The 22,544-nt window shown below is 69.4% G+C and carries 12 protein-coding genes; 1 reads left to right on the top strand and 11 read right to left on the bottom strand.

The window, feature by feature from the left end:
• Positions 1–47: 47 nt before the first annotated feature.
• A complete protein-coding gene (locus ACIRG5_RS03950; RefSeq protein WP_402899738.1) occupies positions 48–1,190 on the bottom strand; it encodes a toxic anion resistance protein in 1,143 nt (380 codons plus the stop codon).
• A gap of 1 nt (position 1,191) precedes the next feature.
• Positions 1,192–2,265: a hypothetical protein gene (locus ACIRG5_RS03945; protein WP_402899736.1), complete on the bottom strand. Its 1,074-nt coding sequence runs from the start codon at positions 2,263–2,265 to the stop codon at positions 1,192–1,194.
• A 170-nt stretch (positions 2,266–2,435) separates the two neighbouring features.
• On the opposite strand from ACIRG5_RS03945, the gene ACIRG5_RS03940 reads away from it, so the two are divergent.
• A complete protein-coding gene (locus ACIRG5_RS03940; protein WP_402899733.1) occupies positions 2,436–2,768 on the top strand; it encodes a YciI family protein in 333 nt (110 codons plus the stop codon).
• Here the strand turns inward: ACIRG5_RS03940 and ACIRG5_RS03935 are convergent.
• The 9 genes from ACIRG5_RS03935 to ACIRG5_RS03895 form a co-directional block, all read right to left on the bottom strand.
• Positions 2,754–3,137, bottom strand: coding sequence for a VOC family protein (locus ACIRG5_RS03935; protein WP_402899730.1), 384 nt, complete (start codon positions 3,135–3,137; stop codon positions 2,754–2,756). The two genes, ACIRG5_RS03940 and ACIRG5_RS03935, sit on opposite strands and share 15 nt — an antisense overlap.
• A 43-nt stretch (positions 3,138–3,180) precedes the next feature.
• Positions 3,181–4,146 (bottom strand): alpha/beta hydrolase-fold protein, encoded by a 966-nt coding sequence (locus ACIRG5_RS03930; protein ID WP_402899727.1) that lies wholly within the window; start codon positions 4,144–4,146, stop codon positions 3,181–3,183.
• Positions 4,143–5,834 (bottom strand): ABC transporter ATP-binding protein, encoded by a 1,692-nt coding sequence (locus tag ACIRG5_RS03925; RefSeq protein ID WP_402899724.1) that lies wholly within the window; start codon positions 5,832–5,834, stop codon positions 4,143–4,145. Before ACIRG5_RS03925 ends, ACIRG5_RS03930 begins: the two co-directional genes overlap by 4 nt.
• Positions 5,821–16,782, bottom strand: a complete 10,962-nt coding sequence (locus ACIRG5_RS03920) for an amino acid adenylation domain-containing protein (RefSeq protein ID WP_402899721.1) — start codon at positions 16,780–16,782, stop codon at positions 5,821–5,823. The genes ACIRG5_RS03925 and ACIRG5_RS03920 overlap by 14 nt, the downstream gene beginning before the upstream one ends.
• A gap of 28 nt (positions 16,783–16,810) precedes the next feature.
• The gene (locus tag ACIRG5_RS03915; protein ID WP_402899718.1) at positions 16,811–18,607 is read right to left on the bottom strand and encodes an ABC transporter ATP-binding protein; all 1,797 of its coding nucleotides are present in this window, start codon (positions 18,605–18,607) and stop codon (positions 16,811–16,813) included.
• Positions 18,608–18,650: 43 nt separating this feature from the next.
• On the bottom strand, positions 18,651–19,679 hold the full coding sequence (locus ACIRG5_RS03910; RefSeq protein WP_402899715.1) for an iron-siderophore ABC transporter substrate-binding protein: 1,029 nt from the start codon (positions 19,677–19,679) through the stop codon (positions 18,651–18,653).
• Between the two features lie 84 nt (positions 19,680–19,763).
• Entirely contained in the window at positions 19,764–20,606 is an 843-nt protein-coding gene (locus tag ACIRG5_RS03905) for an ABC transporter ATP-binding protein (RefSeq protein WP_402899713.1), read from the bottom strand.
• A 43-nt stretch (positions 20,607–20,649) separates the two neighbouring features.
• On the bottom strand, positions 20,650–21,783 hold the full coding sequence (locus tag ACIRG5_RS03900; RefSeq protein WP_402899711.1) for a sensor histidine kinase: 1,134 nt from the start codon (positions 21,781–21,783) through the stop codon (positions 20,650–20,652).
• Entirely contained in the window at positions 21,780–22,439 is a 660-nt protein-coding gene (locus ACIRG5_RS03895) for a response regulator transcription factor (RefSeq protein ID WP_402899708.1), read from the bottom strand. The genes ACIRG5_RS03900 and ACIRG5_RS03895 overlap by 4 nt, the downstream gene beginning before the upstream one ends.
• Positions 22,440–22,544 lie beyond the last annotated feature (105 nt).

Genomic DNA, 22,544 nt, shown 5'->3' with positions numbered 1-22,544 from the left:
GAGGAGGTTGCTGTGTGTGAGCGCGGCGGGCGGCGTACCGGAGGCGGTCACGCCTGCTCCCCGGTTTCCCTGACGCGGCTCAGATGGTCGTGGGCGCGCCGGATCTCGGTGTCCAGCGCGGAGACCGTGCTGGACATGGAGTCGGCCGCGCGGGCCTTGAAGGTGTCGATCGCGTCGATCGCCGCGTAGATCTGGTCGAACGAGGTCCGCACCGCCTCGATGCCGACGGCCGGCGTCGACGCGATGCGCTGGATCTCCTCGCCCTGCAACGACATCAGCGTCGCGTTCGAGCGCAGGATCGAGTCGGTGAGGCCGCGCACGGCGTCGACCTGGTCGATCACCTCGCGCTGCCCGGCCAGTGCCGCCGCCACCGCCACGCCGATGCGCAACGCCGTGACGGTCGTGCTGACCGCCCGTTCGATGCCCTTGACCAGCTCGTCGTTGTTGCGGCGCACCACGTCCAGCGCCATGTACCCCTGCGCGCACACGGCCAGTTGGGTCAGCAGGTCCTGGTGCCGTTGCCGCAGCCCGAAAAGCACGTCGGCACGCAACGCCTGGGCGCGTGCCGGTTCGGCCAGGTCGAGGATCGCGACCTGACGCTGCACGGCCTCGTCCATCTCGGCGGCGAGAGCGGCGTCCTGCGACAGCTTGGTCATCAGATCCCACAACCGCTGACGTTCGCCCTTGATGGCGGCGTTGTCGCGCTTCAGCGCGTCCTGGCCGGACCGCAGCTTCAGCACGATGCGGTTGAGCGGCTCGTCGGCCGCGCGCAGCCGTGCCAGCAGCCCGCGGGCCGAGTTGCCGCCGGGGATGAATCCGAGGATCTTGCGGCCGGTCAGCCTGCTCAGATCTTGTGGATCAAGCTCGCGAACGGACCTGCGCAACTCGGTCAGGCTCGTCGAGACCTGGGCGCCGTGCGGTGACGAGACGGACGCGAGCGTGCGGTCGAGCAGACGGCCCGCGATCTGCGCCGCCAGCCGCATCTCGGTCTCACCGAGGACCAGCGCCTCGTCGGCGATCCGGCTGAAGTCCGGTGACTGCGGGTCGACGGCGCCCAAAGCCGAGATGAAGGCCTCGGCGCGTGACGACAGCTCGGCCTTGGCGTCGTCGGCGACGGGGATCAGCCCGGCCGCGCGGTCGACCGGTACGGGTTCGACGGGATCCGGTGGCGTCAGCACGAAATCGGCCACGTCAGTACTGCTTCGCGATCGCTACGAGCATCCGTTCCAGGGTCTCGTGGGCGGGCGGCTCCACCACGTCCACGATCGTCCGCGGCACGGTCAGGTTCTTCTCCTTGACGATGTCGTCGAAGTGCCTGGGATCGGCGGTGCGGAAGCCGAACGTCGCGGCGAGCCTGCCCAGTTCGGGGTCGCTCTGCAGCAACTGCCCGACGCGGTCACCGGCCTCGCGCAACGGCACGAGCGTGTGCTTCGACAGCACCGTCGGCGCCGGGTAGAGCAGCTTCATGTCCGGCCGGACCGAGGAGTCACCCCGCACCACCCTGTCCGCGAACTGCGCCTCGTACGCCAGCACCAGCGGCGTCTTGCCCATCCCCGCGGACAGGTAGTCCTCGAACGGCCCCTCGCTGCTGCTCTGCGTGTATCCCTGGTCCAGGAACAGCTTCGACACCGCCGGCAGCACCTTGGCCTCGGCGTCCTGCGACGACACCACCCCGCCGTTGGCGACGAACGACGTGATCGCCAGGTACATCGCCGCCGAGTTCGAGTCACGCGGGTCGGTCGTGGTGACGAGCAGGTTCTTGCGCGCGGGATAGGAGGTGTTGCCCGGCAACTGGTCCCAGCGCGTGCCCCTGGCCGCGAGCTCCAGATAGGCCTGCACGTCGAACGTCTGGTAACCCGGCCCGGACCGCACCACGCCGGCCTTCGTCAGCAGGTCGACGATCGGGTCGAAGGTGGCGACCACCATCGGCGACGAGAACGGCGCGTACGTCCGCGCGGCCTTGTGGTCGCGCTGGATCTTCTCGGCGGCAGGCGCCGAAGAGGGAAACGCGAAGTCGTACGAGTTCAGGTCCGTGGCCGTCGCGATCTGCCGCGACCCGGCCGGATCCACCTCGACCTTGAGGCCGTGCTTCGCGAACACGTCCTTGACCCGCTGGTCGGCGAAGAAGGCGAGCTTCTCCGAGCCGATCACGCCGCGCACGGTCTGGAGCCGGGCCGGTTCGCCTCCGCCCTGTCCCAGGACGATGGCCGTCACGACACCCACGAGCAGCACGACCGCAAGACCGATGCCGAGCGTTCTCTTCACTGTCCACCTCTACGAAAAGCCCTGTCAGAGAACAGATCTTTCGTCACTTCGACGCCGTGGCGGGGTGAGTGGTCGCAACCGTGAGGTGAACAGTCGATGAACGGGCCGATGAGTTTCGCGAGGCTCTGAAGTCGGTATGGCTGAAGAGTCCGAATCGAGGAGGTTCCGCGATGAAGTTCGTGACGATCGGCTACGGAGAGCGTGCGGACTATGACCGAACGGCACCGGCCGTGCGCGATGAGGCGCACGCCCACGACGACCGGTTGAGGGCGGCGGGAGCGGAGATGGGGATCGCCGGAGCACCGATCCAGGTCCGCAACCCCGACAACGCCGGCACGATCGTGGAAGACGGCGCGTTCCTCAGGTCCGACCTGCCGATCGCGGGGTTCGCGATCATCGAGGCGGAGTCCGTGGACGAGGCCGTGCGGATGGTGGCCGGGACTCCGTGCGCGGTGGCGCACGGAGTCGTCGAAGTGTGGCCGCTGCAATCAGCCCAGGGGTGACCGGTCGCCCACGGACCACTTGTGGCCGAACGGATCCGTGAAGCCGCCCTGCCGGTGCGTGCCCCAAGGCGCTTCGTGACTCACGACAGCGGAACCAGTGGCTCCCGCGGCCACAGCCCGGGCGACGACGCCGTCGGGGTCGTCGGTGAACAGCTCGACCCGCACGCTGGTGACGTCGCCGGGACTGGACTCCGCGGGGTTGTCCGGGTTGACGTGGTGGACGAAGAACGCGGCACCGCCGATCTCCAGACCGGCGACGCCGCCGAGGTTCCACAGCTCCGTTGCGCCCAACGCGGCCTTGTACCAGGCAACGGCCGCGTCGGCGTCCCGAACGATCAGCATCACCGAGATCACCGGAGGTGTCGACATGGCGCCAGCCTGCCGGGTCAGCCAGCAGACCGCTGGACGATCATCAGAGGTCCTGGAGCAACCAGGCGACGTCGCGCACCAGCGCGTGCCTCCAGCCCGCCCGGTCGTGCCCGGCGGGGGAACGGTTCACCCGCACGGTGGCACCCGCTTGCGTCGCAAGCTCTTCCACCGCTTCGCAGTGCCGGTGCATCCGTGGTTCGTGCTCGCCGACGTCGAACGCGACCCGCAGACCTGACAGATCCGGTGCCGCCCGCAGGCGTGCAGCGGTGTCACCGCCCGCCGGGCCGTCCAGCGCGAGGCCGGCCCGGGGAAGGTCGCGGGCGTACCAGAACGACCCGGACTGGCAGGCCACCTTCGACACCAGGTCCGGGAAGTCCAGTGCGGCACCGAACGCGCTGAGCCCGCCCAGACTCTGGCCCGCGACCACGAACCGCGACAGGTCCACGGTCACACCGTTCTCCGCGAGCAACGGCAGCAGCTCGTCCCGGATCGCCTGCCACAGCGCGGAAGAGCTGTACTCGGCGTCACGATCGCGAGGCGTGGGCAGGAAAACCAGCGTGGCCGAAGGCATCTCGCCGTTCTTCACCGCCGACTCGAACGCGGCCACGGCCGGGTGCACGTACATCCAGTCGTCGCCGTCGAGCAGCAGCACGACCGGCTCGCCACCCTGGTGCACGCGAACCGTCTTGCGTCCCAACGAACCGTTCCACCGGATGCGCAGCGACGGCACGTCCAGCACCTCGTCCGGGCCGACGACCGGCCAGTGCGGCTGCGGTTCCAGGTCGGGGGTCGCGAAGATCGACCGGTTCGGGCCCGCGCCGGACGGGTTCGACGGATCGGCGTGCTCGTCCCCGTCGGCGTCCACGAAGTGGTACGTCACGCGCAGCCGGTCCGGCATCTCGACCTCGGCGGACCAGAGGTCGTCCTTCTCGTGCGTCAGCTCGACCGGGTCCAGCACGCTCTCGAACCGCACCGAGGCAGGGCCTCCACGCCACTCGAACCTCGTCATCGGGCCACCGCCAGCTGGTAGGAGGAGTCACGGCCGAGCAGTTCGCGGTGCGTGCCCTCGGACGTGACCGCGCCACCGTCGAGCACGATCACCCGGTCGGCCACGTCGAGCAACGCCGGGCTGCTGGTGATCACGATCGTCGTGCGGCCGCGGCGCAACTCGGTCAGGTTGCGGGCGATGAGCTGTTCGGTCACCGCGTCGACGGCCGTGGTCGGGTCGTGCAGCACCAGGATCTCCGGGTTCGCGGCCAGCGCACGGGCCAGCGACAACCGCTGCCGTTGCCCGCCGGACAGGTTCGCGCCCCGGTCGCGCACGGTGTAGTCGAGACCGTCGGAGTGCAGGGCGACGACGTCGGTCAGCATCGCGGCGGACACGGCCTCGTCCACCAGCGTGCTGGAGCCGGCCGGATCCACGTTCTCCCGCAACGTTCCCGCGAACACCTCGTGGTGCGACGGGTTGACCAGCAGGTGGGTGCGCACGCTCTCGATCGTCAGCGCCGCGACCTCCTGCTTGCCCACTCGCACAACGCCTTCGTAGGAAGCCGGTGGCACGTCGACGGACAGCACCGAGGCCAGTTCGGCCGCCGCCTGCGGCTGGTAGGCCGCGATCGCCACGAACTCGCCGGGCAGCACGGAGAACGTCAAGTCCCGCAACGTTCCGTGCGTGACACCGGCGACGTCGAGCCCGCTTTCCGGACCGGGCTCTTCCACACCAGGGGTCATCAGCGCGGGCGCGGCGAGGATCAACGCCATCCGTTCGGCGGAGGCCCGCGCGATCATCACGTACTTGGGCATCTCCGAGAACAGCTTCAGCGGCTCGATCAGGAACTGCGCCAGGCCGACCGCCATCACGAGCTGACCGATGGTGATCTCGCCCTGGAACGTCAGCAGGCCCGCCCACAACGTGACCGCCGCCGCCAGCAACGAGTTCAGCGCCAACGCCAGCCCGGCGTAGACGCCGTTCACGCGGGCCACGACGATCGACTGCCTCTTCGCCTCGGTGCTCACCCGGCGGTAGGCCTGGAAAGCCGCGTAGCTGCCGCCGAACCCGTGCAGCGGCCGCAGTCCGGCGATCAGGTCGGACACCTTCGCCCCGGCCCGCGCGACCTTCGCCTGCTGCACCTGGGTGTTCGTGCCGATCCGCCGCGACATCACGCTGAGCACGCTCAGGATCGCCGCCGTGCCGACGAACACCAGCACGCCGAGCGGCACGCTGATCACCGCCAGCACGACACCGGTGATCACCACCGACACCAGCGAGCTGATCAGCAGCGGCACCACCTCGATGATGTCCGCGGTCTGGTCGGCGTCCTCGGTGGCGATGGTGAGGACCTCGCCGGACTTCAGGTCGACCTCGCGCGCCACCGGCTGCAGGCCGCGGTCCGCGACCTCGACGCGCCACCGGTGCGCCTCGGTCGTGTTCGCCTTCTGCAGGATGCGCATGCCGAACCGCCACGAGTACGACACCGTGGCCATCACGAGGCCGAGCGCGAGCAGCGCCAGCCCGAGCGAGCTGAGCTGCCCTCCGCGCAGCGCGTACTCGACGATCACGCCGAGCAGGATCGGCACGGCGGTCTCGGCGGCCTGGTAGGACCCCATCAGCAGGGTCCCGGCCGTCATGGCGCCTCGGTTGCGGCGCAGGGCGATCCGGAGGATCTCCTTGCCCGTGCGGACTTCAGTGTTCGTCAACGTGCCGCGCAATCGCTTCGGGGGTGGAGAGGGACAGCAGGTCTCGGATCGTGACCACGGGACCGAACTCGCGGCGGAGCAGTCCGATGAGCCGCACCGCGAGCATCGAATGTCCGCCCAGGCCGGTGAAGCCGCTCGTCATGCCCACCTCGTCCTCGTCGAGATCGAGCGCCTCCGCGAACATCTCGCGGACGACGATCTCGGTCTCGGTCAGTTCGCGTTCCTCGACCTTGGTCATCAGGGTGCCGAGCGGACGTGCCTGCGGCAAGGCCGACGTGTCCGCCTTGCCGTTGACCGTGAGCGGGATCGCGTCCACCGCGGCGTAGTGCGAGGGCCGCAGGTAGTCCGGCAGGCCGGCGCCGACCTCCGCCGCGATCGACGGGATGGCGGAGTCGTCCCTGCCGTCGGCCAGGACGAGGTAGGCCGCGAGCCGGTACGCGCCGTCGACCTGCGGGTCGGCCTGCGCGACGGCCGCGACGAACCGGACCGCGTCGTGGGCGGCGAACCGCGCCTCGACCTCGCCCAGCTCCACGCGGTGCCCGCGGATCTTGACCTGCTTGTCCGTGCGGCCCAGGTAGAGCAGGTTGCCGTCCGGGCGCCTGATCACCAGGTCACCGGTCCGGTACATCCGCTCACCCGGCACCCACGGGCAGGCCACGAACCGTTCGGCGGACTGCCCCGGCTGCCCGAGGTAACCCCGCGCGATGCCCACGCCCGACACGTAGAGCTCGCCCGCTACACCGTCCGGCACGTGCCGCAGCCACGGGTCCAGGACGTAGACGTCGGTGTTGTCGATCGCCACGCCGACCACCGGGTCGACGCAGTCGAACGTGCCGACGCCCAGCGTGTTGATCGTGTACTCCGTTGGCCCGTAAAGGTTGTAGCCGATCGTGCCAGGAGTGTCCGCGAGCTGCTGCCACAGCGTCGGCGTGACGGCCTCACCGCCCAGCAGCACCAGCGCGGGCTTGTGCTCGGCCGCGAGCAGCCCTTCGGCCACCAACTGCTGCGCGTAGGTCGGTGTCACGTTGATGACGTCGACCTCGTGCTGGAGGCAGTACTCGACCAGCCCGGTGGCGTCGCGGCGCAGTTCCTCGTCGCAGATGTGCACCTCGTGGCCGTCGGCGAGCCAGAGCAGCTCCTCCCACGACATGTCGAAGGCGAACGACACGGTGTGCGCGATCCGGAAGGTCCGGTGCCCGTGCTCGGCCAGCACCGGCTCGAAGATCCTGCGCTGGTGGTTGACCAGCATGTTCGTCAGGCCCGCGTACTCGGTCACGACGCCCTTGGGCTTGCCGGTCGAACCCGAGGTGTAGATCGTGTAGGCCGCGTGCTTGAGCCTGTTCGGGTCCTCGGGCGCGAACGTGGTCACCGGGTAGGCGTCCGGCCACGGCTCGTCCAGCTCGAAGGTCTCGCCCTGGATTCGCGGAGCGACTGCCGTCGTCGTGATGATCAGCGACGGGTGCGCGTCCTCTATGATCGCGGCGATCCGCTCGTCCGGGTGGTCCAGCTCCAGCGGTACGTACGCGGCGCCGCAGCGCAGGATTCCGAACAGCGCGACGACCCAGTCCAGCGAGCGCGGCACCGCGATGGCGACCGACGTCTCGACGCCGATCCCCTTGTCCGCCAGCACTCCTGCCAGGTGCCGACTGCGGTCCCTGAGCTCCGCGAACGTCATCGTCCTGCCGTGTGCGACGAGGGCGGTCCTGTCGGGACTGCGGTCGGCGGCCTGGTCGAACAGGTCGACCACGGTCAGGTTGCCGAAGCCGTTGGCGGGGTTGAGTTCTGGCTTCGGTCCCGTGCCGCGGATCGTGCCCAGCGGGCCTTCGGTGGTCGCGAGGTCGGCCAGGATCCGCAGGTAGTCGTCGAACAGTCGCTCGGCCAGCTCCGGTGCGGTGACCTCCGGCCGGTACTCCAGCTTGACCGTGAGCTGCCGGCCCGGCGTCACCACCCAGGTGAACGGGTAGTGCGTCGAGTCCTCCGACTCGTGGTCGACGATCCCGTTGCGCGCGTTGAGCTCGTCGAACGTGCTGTCGTCCAGGAAGTTCTGCAGCACGAACAGGTTGTCGAACAGCTGGTCGTGCCCGCTCGCCCGCTGGATCTCGCCGAGCCCCACGTGCTCGTGCTCCATGGCGTCGACCCGCGAGGCCTGCACGTTCGCAAGGAACTGGGCGGCGGTGTCCTGGGGTCGTGCCGAGACGCGCATCGGCACGGTGTTGAGCAGCACGCCGACGATGTTCTCGGTGCCCTCCTCCTCACGTCCGGAGACGGTGACGCCGAAGACCACGTCACCCCTGCCGGTCTCGCTGCCGAGCAGCAGCCCGAGCGCGCCCGTGACGACCGAGTTGAGCGTCACACCGTGCCTGCTCGCCGCCTCACGGATCCGGCTGGAGTCCTCTTCGGACAGCGTCCGCACGATCTTCGTGGGCAGAGTGTCCGAAGTGGACCCGTCGCCGAGGAGCGTCGCACCGGGCAGCTCCGCCAGGTACTCGGCCCAGAACCGTTCGGCGGCCTGCTGGTCCTTGGCTGCCAGCGCCCGGCAGTAGCTCTCGAAGCTCGGCGTCGCGGGCGTGGCGTCGACCGGCTCACCGGTGAGGAGTGCCTGGTACGCGCCGAACAGGTCGCGCAGCACGATCTCGCGTGACCAGCCGTCCCACAGCAGCAGGTGGTAGCTGAACAGCAACGCGTCCCGGCCGTCCGGCAGCCGCAGCACGGTGAGCCGCACCAGCGGGGGCCGTTCGAGGTCGAAGCCAGTGCCGCGGTCCTCGATCCGCAGGGCGTCCACCGCGTCCTGGTTCAGCACGTCGACCGTGCGGACCTCGACCTCACCGCCGGACGTGAGGACCTGGACCGGCGTGCCGTCCTCGTCCGCGAAGCCCGCGCCGACGACGGGGTGCTTGGCGATGACGTGCGCCATGGCCTTGCCGAGTTTGGGGGCGTCGAGGCGGCGGTCGAACGTGAAGTAGCTCTGCGCCACGTAATGCCCGGCCGCGCTCAGTGCGGCCTGGAAGTACAGCCCGCGCTGCAACGGCGACACCGGAGCGGTACGGGTCGCGGTGACCGAGGTGTCCGCGATGCGTTCCAGCGCGAGCAGCCAGCGTGCCGCGATCTCGTCCGACACGTCCTCGCTGAGCGCGAACGTCGCCCGCAGACTGCTGGTGCCCGTGTCGACCCAGCAGTTGACCTCGACGGCGTACGGGCTCGGTTGCGAACCCATGTCGAGGCTCAGCGCGTGCGACTCGCTGCCCCGGCCCAGGTAGTTGAACAGCACCTGCGGCCTCGGCAGCGCGGCCAGCACGGGCGCGGTCTGCGGGTTCAGATACCGCAACAGGCCGTACCCGACGTGCTGCTCCTCATCCGGCTGACGCTCTACGAGCTCGCGTGCTGCGTCCACGGGATTGGTGTGTGCGCTGAGCTTCACAGGCGCGATGGAGGTGAACCAGCCGACCGTGCGCGTGTAGTCGTGGTGTTCCAGCACCGGGACCCGGCCGTGGCGCTCCAACTCGACCACGAGGTCCGTGGGCGTGCCCTGGATTTCGGTGAGTGCTGTGCGCAGCGCACCTACCAGCAGTTCGGTCAGGCCGATGCCGAGCGCGGTCGGTGCGGTGTGCACGACGCGGTCGGTGATGTCGGCGGACAGGTTGACCGTGACTTCGCGCTGGTCGCCGATCTGCGAGGTGAGGGACGGGGTGTCGAGCACCTCGATCCAGTGGCGCAGGCCGGTGCCGGACTGGGCCTGCAGGGTGAGGGCGCGGGTGTAGGCGCTGAACGGGGTGGTGGCCGGGGCCAGCTCCTCGCCTCGGACGGCCGCGTTGATGTCGTCGAGCAGGATCAGCCACGAGACGGCGTCGACGGCCAGGTGGTGCACCACGACGACCAGCGTCTGGGTGGGTTCGAGCCAGGTGAAGGCGGCCATGACGCCGGCTTCGGGGTCGAGGCGGCGGGCTGCCTCGTCGGCAGCGGCCCGCGGGTCGTCGCCGTTCGTCGAGAGGACGATCGGATTCTCAAGATCATCAGAACTGTCAGACCCGGTTGAGATGATTGGAGTGGGGACCCGATCCCCCCTGGGGGCCTGCGAGTCGGAATCGATTCCGAGGGGATGCGTCCCGTGCGCGTTTCCGGGGGACTGCGGCCCGTTCGCCGTTGCAGAGGACTGTGGTCCGTCCGTGATTCCGAACGACCACACCCCGTCCGCGACGGTCAGCCGCATCCGCAGGGCGGCGTGAGCCTGTACCACGGCGTGGGCGGCCCGTTGCGCGTCAGCCAGACTCGCGCACTCGACCTGCCGCGCCTGAGCGAACAGGTTCAGCTCGCCACCCAGCTCCCGCTGCCGCAACACGATCGGCGTCGGGACCACCGGCCCGTCCTGCTCCGCGACCACGACCGGCGCGGCCACCGGCGCCACCGCGAACTTCGCTGCCAGCGCCCGCGGAGTCTTGTGCAGGAACAGGTCCCGGGGCGCGATCCGCACCCCCAAAGCCCGAGCCCGGTTCACCACCCCGATCGCGATGATGCTGTCGCCACCGGCCACGAAGAAGTCCGTGTCCGCGTCCACCACAGCCCCGGGCAGCACGTCCGCGAAGATGCCGACCAGCGAGTCCAACGCGGGCGAGTCACCGGCAACGACCGGCGCGTCCTCCGAGGAACGAGCACGCTCTTCCAGGGCCTTGCGGTCCAGCTTGCCGTTGACCGTCAATGGCAGGGCATCGAGCGAGAGAATCCGCTGCGGCACCATGTGCACCGGCAGCTTCGCCCCGAGCACACCCGACAGATCCGCGGCCGGCGTGCCCACGACGTGCGCGATCAGGTGGTCCGAACTGTCCGCGACCGTCACGGCCACGTCGACCACGCCGGGCACCGAGCGAACAGCCGACTCGACCTCACCCAGCTCGATCCGGAAACCCTTGAGCTGCACCTGGTTGTCGGCCCTGCCCACGAACTCCAAAGAGCCGTCCACCGTACGCCGAGCCAGGTCGCCCGAGTTGTACATGCGCGAACCGTCGCCGGCGAACGGGTCCGCCACGAACCGGCTGCAGGTCAGATCCGGCCGGTTGTGATAGCCCAGAGCGAGCTGCGAACCCGCCACGTAGATCGCGCCGACCTGCCCAGGAGCGACCGGCCGCAAAGAGCCGTCCAGCAAATACGTGCGCAGACCGGGGATCGGCCCGCCGATCGGGCTGACCTCACGCCCGGACGCGAAGTCCGAGGAGTCCAGCACCCGATGCGTCACGTGGACCGTGGTCTCGGTGATGCCGTACATGTTGACCAGCTCCGGCCGCGAGGTGCCGTAGCGCTCGACCCAGCCGCGCATCCGCGACAGCTCCAGCGCTTCGCCGCCGAAGATCACCCGGCGCAACGCGGGGAGCGGCGAGCTCAGCCGGTCCGCCTCGATGAACTGGTAGAACGCCGACGGCGTCTGGTTCAGCACGGTGACGCCGCGCGAACGAACGAAAGCGTGGAAGTCGACCGGCGAACGGGTCAGGCCGTGGTCGGGGACGAGCAGTTCGCCGCCGTGGACCAGCGCGCCCCACAGCTCCCAGACCGCGAAGTCGAACGAGTACGAGTGGAACTGCGTCCACACGTCGTCCGGCCCGAAGTTCATGTCCGGCTGGGTGTTCGCGAGCAGCGACACCACGCTGGCGTGCGACACGACGACGCCCTTGGGCTTGCCGGTGGAGCCGGACGTGTAGATCACGTACGCCGGGTTGCGCCAGTCGAACGACGGAAGCCGCGACTCGCCGGCGACTTCCTCGCCGTACACCAGCACCCGCGCCGACACTCCGGCCGCGGCGAGCAGGCGCTCGAAGCGTTCGCGGTGCTCGGCCTCGACCAGCACGACCTGCGGCGCGGAATCGGCGAGAACGTGCTGAAGCCGCTCGTCGGGGTAGGCGAGGTCCAGCGGCACGTACGCGCCGCCCGCCGACACGATGCCGACCAGCGCGACGACCTGCTGCAACGAACGACCGATCGCGACCGCGACCCGTTGGCGCGGACCGACCCCCGCGTTCACCAGCGAGCGAGCGAGCCGGTTCTTGGCGTCGGCAAGCATCCCGTACGACATGCTCTCCGAGCTGCCGTCGAGGTGGCACATCGTCACAGCCCGCGCGGACGGGTCGCGCAAAGCGGCGGCATCGAACAACTCCGCCAACGTCACAGGCTCAACGGAGGCCGCGGAACGCGCAGACGAAAGCGAGACCGCAGGGATGTTCTCCTCGTGCAGCAACGAGTTCAGCGTGTCCGAGAAGGCCTGCAAGATCGTGCGGGCGCCGTCCGAGCGCACGACCGTCGTGTCGTAGATGAGGTTGAACCGCAACGCGCCGTCGAGAGAACGCTCGACCACCAGCGTCAACGGGTAGTGCGGCGCGCCCTCGTTCACGACCTCGGCGATCTTGAACGGACCCTCCAGCGCCGTCACGTCCGTGGCGACGTCGAAGACCACGAGCGTGTCGAACGCCGAACCGTGCGGAGCCTGGCGCCCGATCCGGGTCAGCGACACGTGCTGGTGCGGCAACACCGCGGTCTGGTGCGCCCGCACCGAATCCAGCAACGAGCGTGCGGAGGATCCAGACCAGCCGACGCGCACCGGAATCGTGTTGATGAACAGGCCGACCATCTCGTCGATGCCCGGCACGTCGGCGTCACGACCGGACACCGTCGACCCGAACACGACGTCCTGGCTGCCCAGAATGCCGCCCAGCGTCACGCCCCACGCGCTGTGCACGGCGACGCTCAGCGACACACCGGCCGCACGCGTCGCAGCGTCCAGGCCGGGAGCCGCGTCGATCACCACGTCCTCGAACAGCTCGGACGGCGTGTGCCCCTCCGCCACGAACGAAGGCGCCGCGAGCCCGGCGAGCTCGGAGGACCAGACCCGGTCGCTCTCCGAGGCATCGGCGTTCACCAGCCAGCGCACGTAGTCGGCGTAGCTGCCGCGCGGGTGCACCGAACCCGGCGTGGAGTACTCGGCCAGCAGCGCGCGCAGCATCGGCGGCACCGACCAGCCGTCCGCGATGATGTGGTGCACGGTCTGCACCAGCACGAATCGTTGTGGCGCCACCCGGATCAGCGTGAAACGCATCAACGGGCCGCGCGCGAGGTCGAACCCGGCGACGCGGTCCCGTTCGGCGTACTCCTGGATCTCCTCGTCGGTCATGCCCTGACCGTCCACAGTGGAGAACTCCGGCCGGACACCGGACTCCAGCACCGACACGACCCGGCCGTCGTCGAGACCGACGAACCGGGCGGCGAGGTTCGGGAACAGCTCCAGCACGCGGGCAGCGGCCGCTTCGAGCTTGCGGGCGTCCACCGGGCCGGTCAGCGTCAGCAGCTGCTGCTCGACGTACCGGTGCGCCGATTCGTCGTCGAACACCGAGTGGAAGTAGAGGCCTTCCTGCAACGGCGTCAGCGGCAGGATGTCGCGCAGCACCGCGGAATCCAGCGAGTCCACATCGGACTGGGTGAGCGGCAGCAGGTCGAAGTCGCTGGGGGAGTGACCGCCCTGCGTCAACGCGGCGAGCCCTTCCAGCGCGGCCACGAAGTACGAGCCGATCCGTGCGGTGTCCTCGTCGCTGAACACCCCGGACGGCCACGAGATCACCGTGACCAGTTCCAGCTCACCGTCCGCGCCGGGCTCGGCCGAGGCGTTGAACTCCAGCGCTCGCGGCAGCCGCATCGCGGGGTCGCGCTTCTCGCCGAGCTGACCCGCGTTCTCCGCGAGCTGCCAGTCGCCGGACGTGCCACCGGAGAACCGGCCGAGGTAGTTGAACAGCACCTGCGGCCGGGACGCGTCGAACTCCGCACGCCCCAGGTACTTCAGCGCGCCGTAGGAGACACCGTTGCTCGGCACCCGAGCGAGGTCTTCCTTGACCCGCTTCAACGCCGCACCCAGGTCATCGGCGGAACCCGGATCCACCGTCACCGGGAACAGCGTCGTGAACCAGCCGACCGTCCGCGACAGATCGGGGTCGAGCGGCACGAACCGGCCTTCACGGCCGTGTCCCTCCAACTCGATGTGCGCGAACGTCTGGTCCTGCCCGTTGTCCCGCCGCCACCGGGCCAGCGCGACCGCGAGACCCGTCAGCAGCACGTCGTTGACCTTGGCGTGGAACAACGCCGGCACGTCGCCCAGCAACGCGGCGGTGACGGCGGAACCCACCGTGACCGTGCGAACCTGTTCGCCCGCGACGACATCGGCCTCGGTCAGCTCACGCCGCCCGAGCAGCTGGTCCACCCCCGGCAGCGGACGCTCGTAGTACGAACGATCACCCTCGAACCCGGCCTTCTCCAGCAACTGGGTCCAGCGCCGGAACGACGTGCCGACCGGCCGCAGCTCGACCGGCACCCCGGAGGAGACCTGCTGCCAGGCCAAAGCGAGATCGTCGAACAGGATGCGCCACGAGACGCCGTCGATCACCACGTGGTGGATCACGATCACGAGCTGCCGGGCCTCCGGCCGCCACACCGCGCGCAGCATGACGCCCGCGTCCGGGTTCAGCCCCTCGGTCGCCGCCGTGACGCAGTCCTCCAGCGGCGCATCACTCCGCTCCCACAACGCCTGCCCGTCCGCGGGAATGTCGAACGACCACCGCTCACCCCGAACGAGCTTGGCGCGCAGCATGTCGTGCCGCGCGACCACCGCGTCGAGGATCTGGGTCAGCGCGTCGGCGGTCAAGGAAGCCGGAGTGTTGAGCACGACCGACTGCACGAACCCGTCGATCGCGTCCGTCGTCTCCCCGAGCCACTGCACGATCGGCAACCCGGCGACCGGACCGGTCGGGACGTCGTCGTGGTCGACCGCCGAAGCACCGTCCCTCGACGCGACCGCGGCCAGAGCGCGCGGCGTGCGGTTCACGAAGATCTGGGTGGCGGTGACGAACACGCCCTCCGCCCGCAACGCGGACAGCAGCGAGATCGCCAGGATGCTGTCGCCGCCCAGCTCGAAGAAGTCCTGGTCGGCGCCGACCTGCTCGACCCGCAGCACCGACGCGACGGCGGCGCAGATCACGGCCTCGTCGTCGGTGGCCGCGGCCGTCACCGGCCCGGTCTCCACCACGGGCTCCGGCAGGGCGCGCCGGTCGAGCTTTCCGTTGGCGGTCAACGGGAACTCGCTCATCACCACGATGTGCGTGGGAACCATGTACTCGACGAGGTTCTCGACCGCCCACTGCTTCACGGCGTCCGAGGTCAGGTCCGAGTCGGAGGGCACGACGTACCCGACGAGGTAGTTGCCGCCCGCCGAGTTCTTCCTGACCACGACACAGGTGTGGCGCACCCGCGGGTGCTCGGCCAGCGCGACCTCGACGTCCTCCAGCTCCAGCCGCATGCCGCGGATCTTGACCTGGTTGTCGACGCGGCCGAGGAAGTCGAGTGACCCGTCCGGCGCGAACCGCGCCAGGTCACCGGTCCGGTAGAGCCGCGAACCGTCGCTGGCGAACGGGTTGGCCACGAACCGCGACGCCGTCAGGCCGGGAGCGTTCACATATCCGCGCCCCAGCAGGAACCCGCCGATGTACAGCTCGCCACCGACGCCCACCGGGCACGGCCGCAGCTCGTCGTCCAGCACGTACAGGTCGGTGTTCGGGTTCGCCCTGCCGATCGACGTCGACAGCCGCTCGGCCTCGCCGCGGTAGATCACGTGCGAGACGCCGATCGTGGCCTCGGCCGGGCCGTACCCGTGGTACATCGGGATGTCGAGCCGAGTGCGGAACCGGTCGTACAGCTCGGGAGTCAGCACCTCGCCGCCGCACCACACGTGCCGCAGACTGGCCAGCTCGCCGTCGCCCGCGATGTTCAGCAGCACGTCCAGCATCGAGGACACCAGGTACACGAACGTCACGCGGTGCCGGTCGATGGTCGCCAGCAGGTGGTGCGGGTCGCGTTCGCCGCCGGACCGCACGACGACGGTCCGCCCGCCGCACACCAGCGGCAGGAAGATCTCGTTGATGGAGATGTCGAACGACAGCGGCGCCTTGAACAGCGACGCGTCGGAGTGTCCGAAGTGGAGGATCTGGTCGACCTGCCACAGCAGGCGTTCGCTGATCGCCTCGTGCCGGATCATCGCGCCCTTGGGGCGGCCGGTCGAGCCGGACGTGAACATCACGTACGCGAGCTGCGCGCCTCGGATCGTGACATCGGTGGGATCGCCGGAGCAGTCCGAGAAACCCCAGGAGGAGAGGTCGACCTCGACGGCCGCGGGCTCACCTTCCTGGCCACTGCCCAGAAGCAGGGCGACCTGCGCGTCGGTGATCACGGAGTCGCGCCGCGACGCCGGCCACTGCGGGTCGAGCGGCACGAACGCGGCCCCGGCCTGCAGCACGGCCAGCAGGCTGATCACCATCTCGGCCGAGCGGGGAAGCGAGATGCCGACGACCTGTTCGGCGCTGAGGCCGCGTTCGATCAGGTGGCGGGCGAGCTGATTCGAACGGATCAGCGCCTCGCCGTAGGTGAACGCGCGGTCGCCGTCGTTGATCGCGACCGCGTCCGGGCGCTGGCGGGCCTGCTCGCGGAACAGTTCCACGATGCTCGGCCGGTCGCGCGGGAACTCGTTGTCGTTCCAGCGGGCCAGGTCCGCGAGCCGTTCCTCGACGGTCTGGGAGGTCAGCGTGCCGATGGCGCGGTTGGGGAACTCGGCCAGGTCGTCCAGCGCGCGCTGGGCCTCGGCCAGGTCGACGCCGTCCGGAACGGGAACGGCCCAGCCGTCCACCCGCTCGGCGACGTCCCAGGCCTGGCCCTTGTCCGCCCACACGAGCAGGTCGCTGAACGGCGTCGCGGGCGTGAGCTCGAACCCGTCGACACCGAAACCGGGGGTGGCCCAGTGGTTCAGTGCGACGGCACTCGCGACGGCGATGGTCCGCTGCGGGTACTCACCGGCACGGCGCCGAACGGAGGCGATCCGGGCGGTCGAAAGAAGTACGTCACGGTCGGCCATCTGTTCCATCGACGACTCAGCCATCCCTTCACGTCGGTGAAGGAAGCCTAACCTAAGTAGTTGCCGTTCCGAATCGCCAAGCGGCCCAAAGAGCTGCGTAACGCCCATCACGCGCCACGAGTTCTTCGTGGGTGCCGTGTTCCAGCACGCGACCCGCGTCGAGCACGGCGATCCGGTCCGCGGCGATGGCCTGGGTCAGGCGGTGCGCGACCAGAAGTGTGGTGCGGCCCCGGCAGGCCGCGAGCGCGGCTCGTTCCAGCGCGGCGGCACCCTGGCTGCCCGCCTCGGCCGTCGACTCGTCCAGCACGACGACGGGGGAACGGCCGAGCACCAGCCGGGCGAGCGCGATCTGGGCGATCTTGGTCACGTCGAGGCGCTCGCCACCCTCGCCGACGTCGGTCCGCAGGCCCTGGGGCAACGTCTCGACCCACGTGTCCGCGCCCACGGTCCGCAACGCGTCCATCAGTTCGTCGTCGGTCGCGTCCGGTGCCGCCAGCCGCAGATCCTCGGCGAGAGGACCGGCGAAGACGTGGGCTTCCTGGGTCAGGATGCTGACCAACGCACGTGCGCCGGCCTCGTCCAGATCGACGAGATCGGACGAGCCGATGTGCACGGACCCGGCCAGTGGGGTGCCGGTACCGGCGACCAGCGCCGCCAGCGTCGTCTTGCCCGCGCCGGTCGCCCCGACCAACGCGAGTGACGTGCCGGCGGGGATTTCCAGATCGATGTCCTGCAGCACGTCGTGCTCGGAATCGGGATAGCGGAAGGAAAGCCCGCGCACCGACACCGGAAGTGGTTGTGCGTCAGGGGCGACGGCGACCGCGCTGCGCACGAGTTCGTCGCCGCCGGATTCCGTCGTCACGCCGACCAGTCGGGTCAGGCCCGCGCCGGACTTCTGCGCTTCGTCGAAGAACGCCATGATCAGGCCGAGCGGCACGAACAACTTGTGGAACAGCAGCGCGGCGACGGAGACCTGGCCCAGCGAGGACTGCCCGTTGGTCACCAGGAAGTAGCCGACGACGATGATCAGCCCGAGCCCGATGAACTCGGCGCGGTTCTCCCTGCCGATGAACCGGCCGAAGAACCGGAAGACGTCGATGCCGATGTTGCGCACCCGCCACGACTCCGCGGTCACCTTGTCCCGGAACACGTTCTCCAGGCGGTAGGCGCGCACGGTGGCAATGCCGTCGAGGCCGCTGATCAACGCCTGCGCGCGATCGGCCTGAGCCTCGGAACGGGCGCGGTAGAGAGGCTGGGAACGCGGCAGGTACCAACGCAACGCCAGCCAGTAGGCGGGCAGCGCGCAGGCGCCGGCGAGACCGAGCCGCCAGTCGAGCCCGAACATGCCCGCGGTCGCGATCACGACCAGCACGACCGCCGAGAAGATCGTCGGAATGGCCGTGCGGAAACCCTTGGAGATCACCGCGACGTCGTCACCGACGCGCGAAAGCACGTCACCGCGGCCGACTTCCTCGATGCGCGCGCTAGGCATCCCGAGCACCGCGCGCACGGCGCCTTCCCGAAGGCGTGCCAGCATTTCCGCGCCAACCCGGCCGACGAGGTAAGTCGAGACCGCGGTCATGACCGCGCCGGCCAGCGCCGACACGACGGTCGCGATGCCGATGGTCCAGAGGATCGACGCGTCGCGGCCCTGCGCGACGCCGTCGACCACGGTGCCCAGCAGGAACACCGGGATGATCTGCAGCACCGCCCCGGCCACCGTCGCCAGGACGGTGGCGATCGGCAGGCCGGGGGCGGAGCGGCAGTGGTCGAGCACCCAGCGAGAGGCCTCCCGCCCGGACGCCGTGCGCAGGATCTTCGCCGGCGGGGCGGAGACGCTCGTGGTCACGAGGGGAGGCCTTTCGCTGGAACCTGGTGCGTCAGAACGAGAATCAGCCGGCCGACTTGGCGGCGTTGACCAGCTCGTCCACCGCGTACGGCATGGACGCGAGGGTCGCCTGCGAGATCGCGGCACCGATGGCCGGGCCCTCGCTGTCGAGCAGCCAGTGGACCTTGCCCGCCTTGACCGCCGGCAGGTTGTTGAAGAGCTCGAAGCCCTTGAGCGACTTCTGGTCGGCCTCGTCCGCGATCACGAAGATGCGGTCGACGTTCATCACGTCGATGCGCTCGGGGGACAGCGTCACGAAGAACTTGCCGGCCGCGAGCTCGTCGACCTTCGTGTTGCCCTTGAAGCCGATGCCCGTGATCACCTGGCCGCGCACGTCGGTCGTGCTGAACGGCGCGACGGAGTCCTTGTACCAGGACGTGACGACCGCGGTCTCGTTCGCCCAGGCCGGGTTCGCCTTCTTGGCCTCGGCGAGCTTGTCGTCGATCGCCTTGATGGCCTTGGCGCCCTCGTCACCCTTGCCGACCGCCTTGGCGACCTGGAGCGCGTTGTCCTGCCACTTGGCGCTGAAGGGCTCCTTCTCCTCCTTGGTCCTGCCGACAGTGGGAGCGATCTTGGAGAGCTTGTCGTACCAGGCCTGGTCGGCCTCGGAGTACACCGCGACGATCAGGTCGGGACGGAGCTGGGCGATCTTCTCGTAGTTCGGCTCGGTGTCACCGTTCTTCATGATGACCTCGGGCGTGGTCGAACCCCACTTGTCCTTCACCCAGGCCCACTGGGTGTTGATGTCCGGGGTCCTGCCCTCGGGGTTGGGGTACTGGTCGACCATGCCGACCGGGACGACGCCGAGCGCGAGCAGCGTCTGGTCGTCGGTGTAGCCGAGGGAGACGACGCGCTTGGGCGCTTCCTTGATCTCCGTCGTGCCGAAGAAGTGCTCGACCTTGGTCGGGAACGTGCCACCGGAGGCGCCGTTCCCCGCAGGGGTCGTTTCAGGCGTGGAAGAACCGCACCCGGCGAGGACGCTGGCACCGACCACGGCGGCTGCTGCCACAGCGGTCAGTCGCTTCCAGGTCATGGTCGTTCTCTGGCCCATTCGGCACCTCGTTCTTCGCTGCCCACGCGGCGGGGGAAATTAGGACAGCCGAACCTTATCACCCGGTTAGGGCAGGCTAACTTCGGTTTGGTCACTCTTCGATACCACGTGGGTCCGGCCGATCGGGACGATCAGCGGACGCTCGCTCACGGGGTCGTCGATGACCTTCGCCTGCAGGCCGAACGTGTCCAGCAACAGGTCGCTGGTGATCACGTCGCTGGGATGTCCTTGCGCGACAATGGATCCGGACTTCATCACGATCAGGTTGTCGCTGTAGCGGACTGCCAGGTTCAGGTCGTGCAGGACCATGACGATCGTGCAGCCGCCCTCGTGCAGGTCGTCGACGAGGTCGATCACGTCGATCGCGTGCGCGAGGTCCAGGTAGGTCGTCGGCTCGTCCAGCAACAGCAGATCGGTGCCCTGGGCGAGCGTCATGGAGATCCACACCCGCTGCCGCTGCCCGCCGGACAGCGAGTCGACCGGACGGTGGGCCAGATCGGCCACACCCGTCATGCGCAACGCCTTGGCCACGATCTCCGCGTCGTCGCTCGACCACTGGCGCACCCAGCTCTGGTGCGGGTGCCGGCCGCGGGCCACCAGGTCGGCGACCGTGAGCCCCTCCGGCGCGATCGGGGTCTGCGGGAGCAGGCCCATCCGCTTCGCGACGTCCTTGGTCTTCAGCCGCGCGATGTCGCCGCCGTCGAGCAGCACCTTGCCCTGGCGCGGTTTGAGCAGCCGGGACAGCGTCCGCAGCAACGTCGACTTGCCGCAGCCGTTGGGGCCGATGACCGTCGTGATCACCCCGGCGGGGATGGAGACGTCCAGGTTGTCGAGCACGACCCGGTCGGCGTACCCGACCGTGACGCCCTCGGCGCCCAGTCGGGCGGCATCGTTGCGCAGCGCGGTCATAGGTCAACCTTACTTAACGGAGGCTTACCTCAGGCCGCACGGTTCACGGCAGCGCCACCGACACGACGAGCCCACCGCCGTCACGAGGCACCGCCCGTGCGGAACCATGGTGGGCCTGGGCGATCGACGCGACGATCGACAGGCCCAGTCCAACGCCCCGGTTCGGACCTGACCGGTCCCTGTCCAGCCGCACGAACGGCTCGAACAGCGTCTCCGTGCGGTCCGCCGGCACCGTGGCGCCGGTGTTGGCCACCTCGATCGCGGGACCGTTCCCGACGCGGACGTCGACGGTGCCGCCGTCGTTGTACTTGATCGCGTTGTCCAGCAGGTTGGTCACCAGGCGTTCCAGCAGGACGGGGTCGCCGCGCACGGTGCGCCGCGCGATGTCCGGCCGCAGCCGAACCCCCGCCTGGGCGAGCGCCGGTCCGAACGTGACGAGGACCTGGCTCACGAGCCGGTCCAGCGACACGTCCTCCAGGTGCTCCAGCCCGCCGTCGGTGCTGGCCAGCACCAGCAGTCCCTCGATCAGGTCCTCGCTGCGCGCGTTGACCACCAGGAGCTTCTCGCACAGCTCACGGGTGGCCTGGTCCCTGCCCAGCTTCACCAGGGCGACCTCGACCATGGTGCGCTGGGTGGCGAGCGGGGTCCGCAGCTCGTGCGAGGCGTTGGCGACGAACCGCCGCTGGCTGTCGAACGAGCGGGCGAGCCGGTCGAGCATCTCGTCGAACGTGTCGGCCAGCTCAGTCAGCTCGTCCTTCGGCCCCGGCAGGTGGATGCGCTGGTCGAGGTTGTCGGCGCTGAGCTTGCGGGCGGTGGCCGCCACCTGGTGCACCGGCCGCAGCATCCCCGCGGCGGCGAGCCTGCCCAGCAGCAGGGCGATCGCGCCCGTGCCGGCCAGGGCGACTCCCGACTGGATGAGCAGCGTCCGCAGCACGTCGGACCGGTACTGCTCGATGGTCATCGGACGGACCACGCTTTGCGGGTTCGCGCTGTCCTCGTGCGTCTGCGGTTCGTCCGTGCTGCTCGACGACCCCGCGACGGCCGGAGCGTCGTCCTCCAGCAGGGCGCCGCGGACGAGCAGGTAGTTCGCTGCCAGCAGCAGCGCTCCGCTGACGAGCAGCAGCGTGCCGATCAGCAACGACAGCCTGGTCTTGACCGAGAACCGCTTCCGCTTCACCCGGCCAGCTGGTAGCCCACTCCCGGCAGGGTCCTGATCACCGCCGGCAGGCCCAGCTTCCTGCGCAGCGTGACCATCGTGACCCGCACCGCGTTCGTGAACGGGTCGATGTGCTCGTCCCATGCCTGCTCCAGCAACTCCTCGGCGCTGACGACGGACCCGTTCGCCCGCATGAGCACTTCCAGGACGGCGAACTCCTTGCGTGACAGGTAGATGAACCTGTCCTCGCGCGACACCTGGTGCCGCGGCACGTTCATCTCGATGTCGCCCCACCGCAGGACGGGCGGTAGCGCGGGCTGCGCGCGCCTGCCCAGCGCGTGCACCCTGGCGACCAGTTCCGCGAGGGCGAACGGCTTCGTCAGGTAGTCGTCGGCACCGATGCCGAGACCATGCACGCGCTCCATGACGTTGCGGGCCGCGGTCAGCATGATCACTCGCGTGCTGCTGTGCGAGGACACGAGTGCCTGGCACACCTGGTCGCCGTGCACGTGCGGCAGATCGCGGTCGAGCACGACGATGTCGTAGCGGTTCACCGCCACGCGTTCCAGCGCGGCCGCTCCGTCGAAGCACACGTCGACGGCCATCGCCTGCTGCCTCAGCCCCTCGGCGATGGCTTCGGCGAGCATCTCCTCGTCTTCAACCACCAGAACTCGCATGCGAACCATTATGCGCAGAGGACCGTAAGCAAACCATATGCATTCCCCTTACGGGGCGGAGATCCACTCGTCGGTAGAACTGGTCCGCAAAGGTGGCTTCTCATT

The sequence above is a fragment of the Lentzea sp. NPDC102401 genome (assembly GCF_044765805.1).
In the GTDB taxonomy this organism is placed as follows: domain Bacteria; phylum Actinomycetota; class Actinomycetes; order Mycobacteriales; family Pseudonocardiaceae; genus Lentzea; species Lentzea sokolovensis.
Note: the sequence above shows the minus strand (reverse complement) of the source record. Positions and strands in the feature narration are given on the sequence as shown.

Excerpts from the sequence above, each read along its gene's own strand:
- ACIRG5_RS03910 (WP_402899715.1), bottom strand. The coding sequence starts at position 19,679 with ATGACCTGGAAGCGACTGACCGCTGTGGCAGCAGCCGCCGTGGTCGGT.
- ACIRG5_RS03905 (WP_402899713.1), bottom strand. The coding sequence starts at position 20,606 with ATGACCGCGCTGCGCAACGATGCCGCCCGACTGGGCGCCGAGGGCGTC.
- ACIRG5_RS03935 (WP_402899730.1), bottom strand. The coding sequence starts at position 3,137 with ATGTCGACACCTCCGGTGATCTCGGTGATGCTGATCGTTCGGGACGCC.
- ACIRG5_RS03940 (WP_402899733.1), top strand. The coding sequence starts at position 2,436 with ATGAAGTTCGTGACGATCGGCTACGGAGAGCGTGCGGACTATGACCGA.
- ACIRG5_RS03895 (WP_402899708.1), bottom strand. The coding sequence starts at position 22,439 with ATGCGAGTTCTGGTGGTTGAAGACGAGGAGATGCTCGCCGAAGCCATC.
- ACIRG5_RS03920 (WP_402899721.1), bottom strand. The coding sequence starts at position 16,782 with ATGGCTGAGTCGTCGATGGAACAGATGGCCGACCGTGACGTACTTCTT.
- ACIRG5_RS03930 (WP_402899727.1), bottom strand. The coding sequence starts at position 4,146 with ATGACGAGGTTCGAGTGGCGTGGAGGCCCTGCCTCGGTGCGGTTCGAG.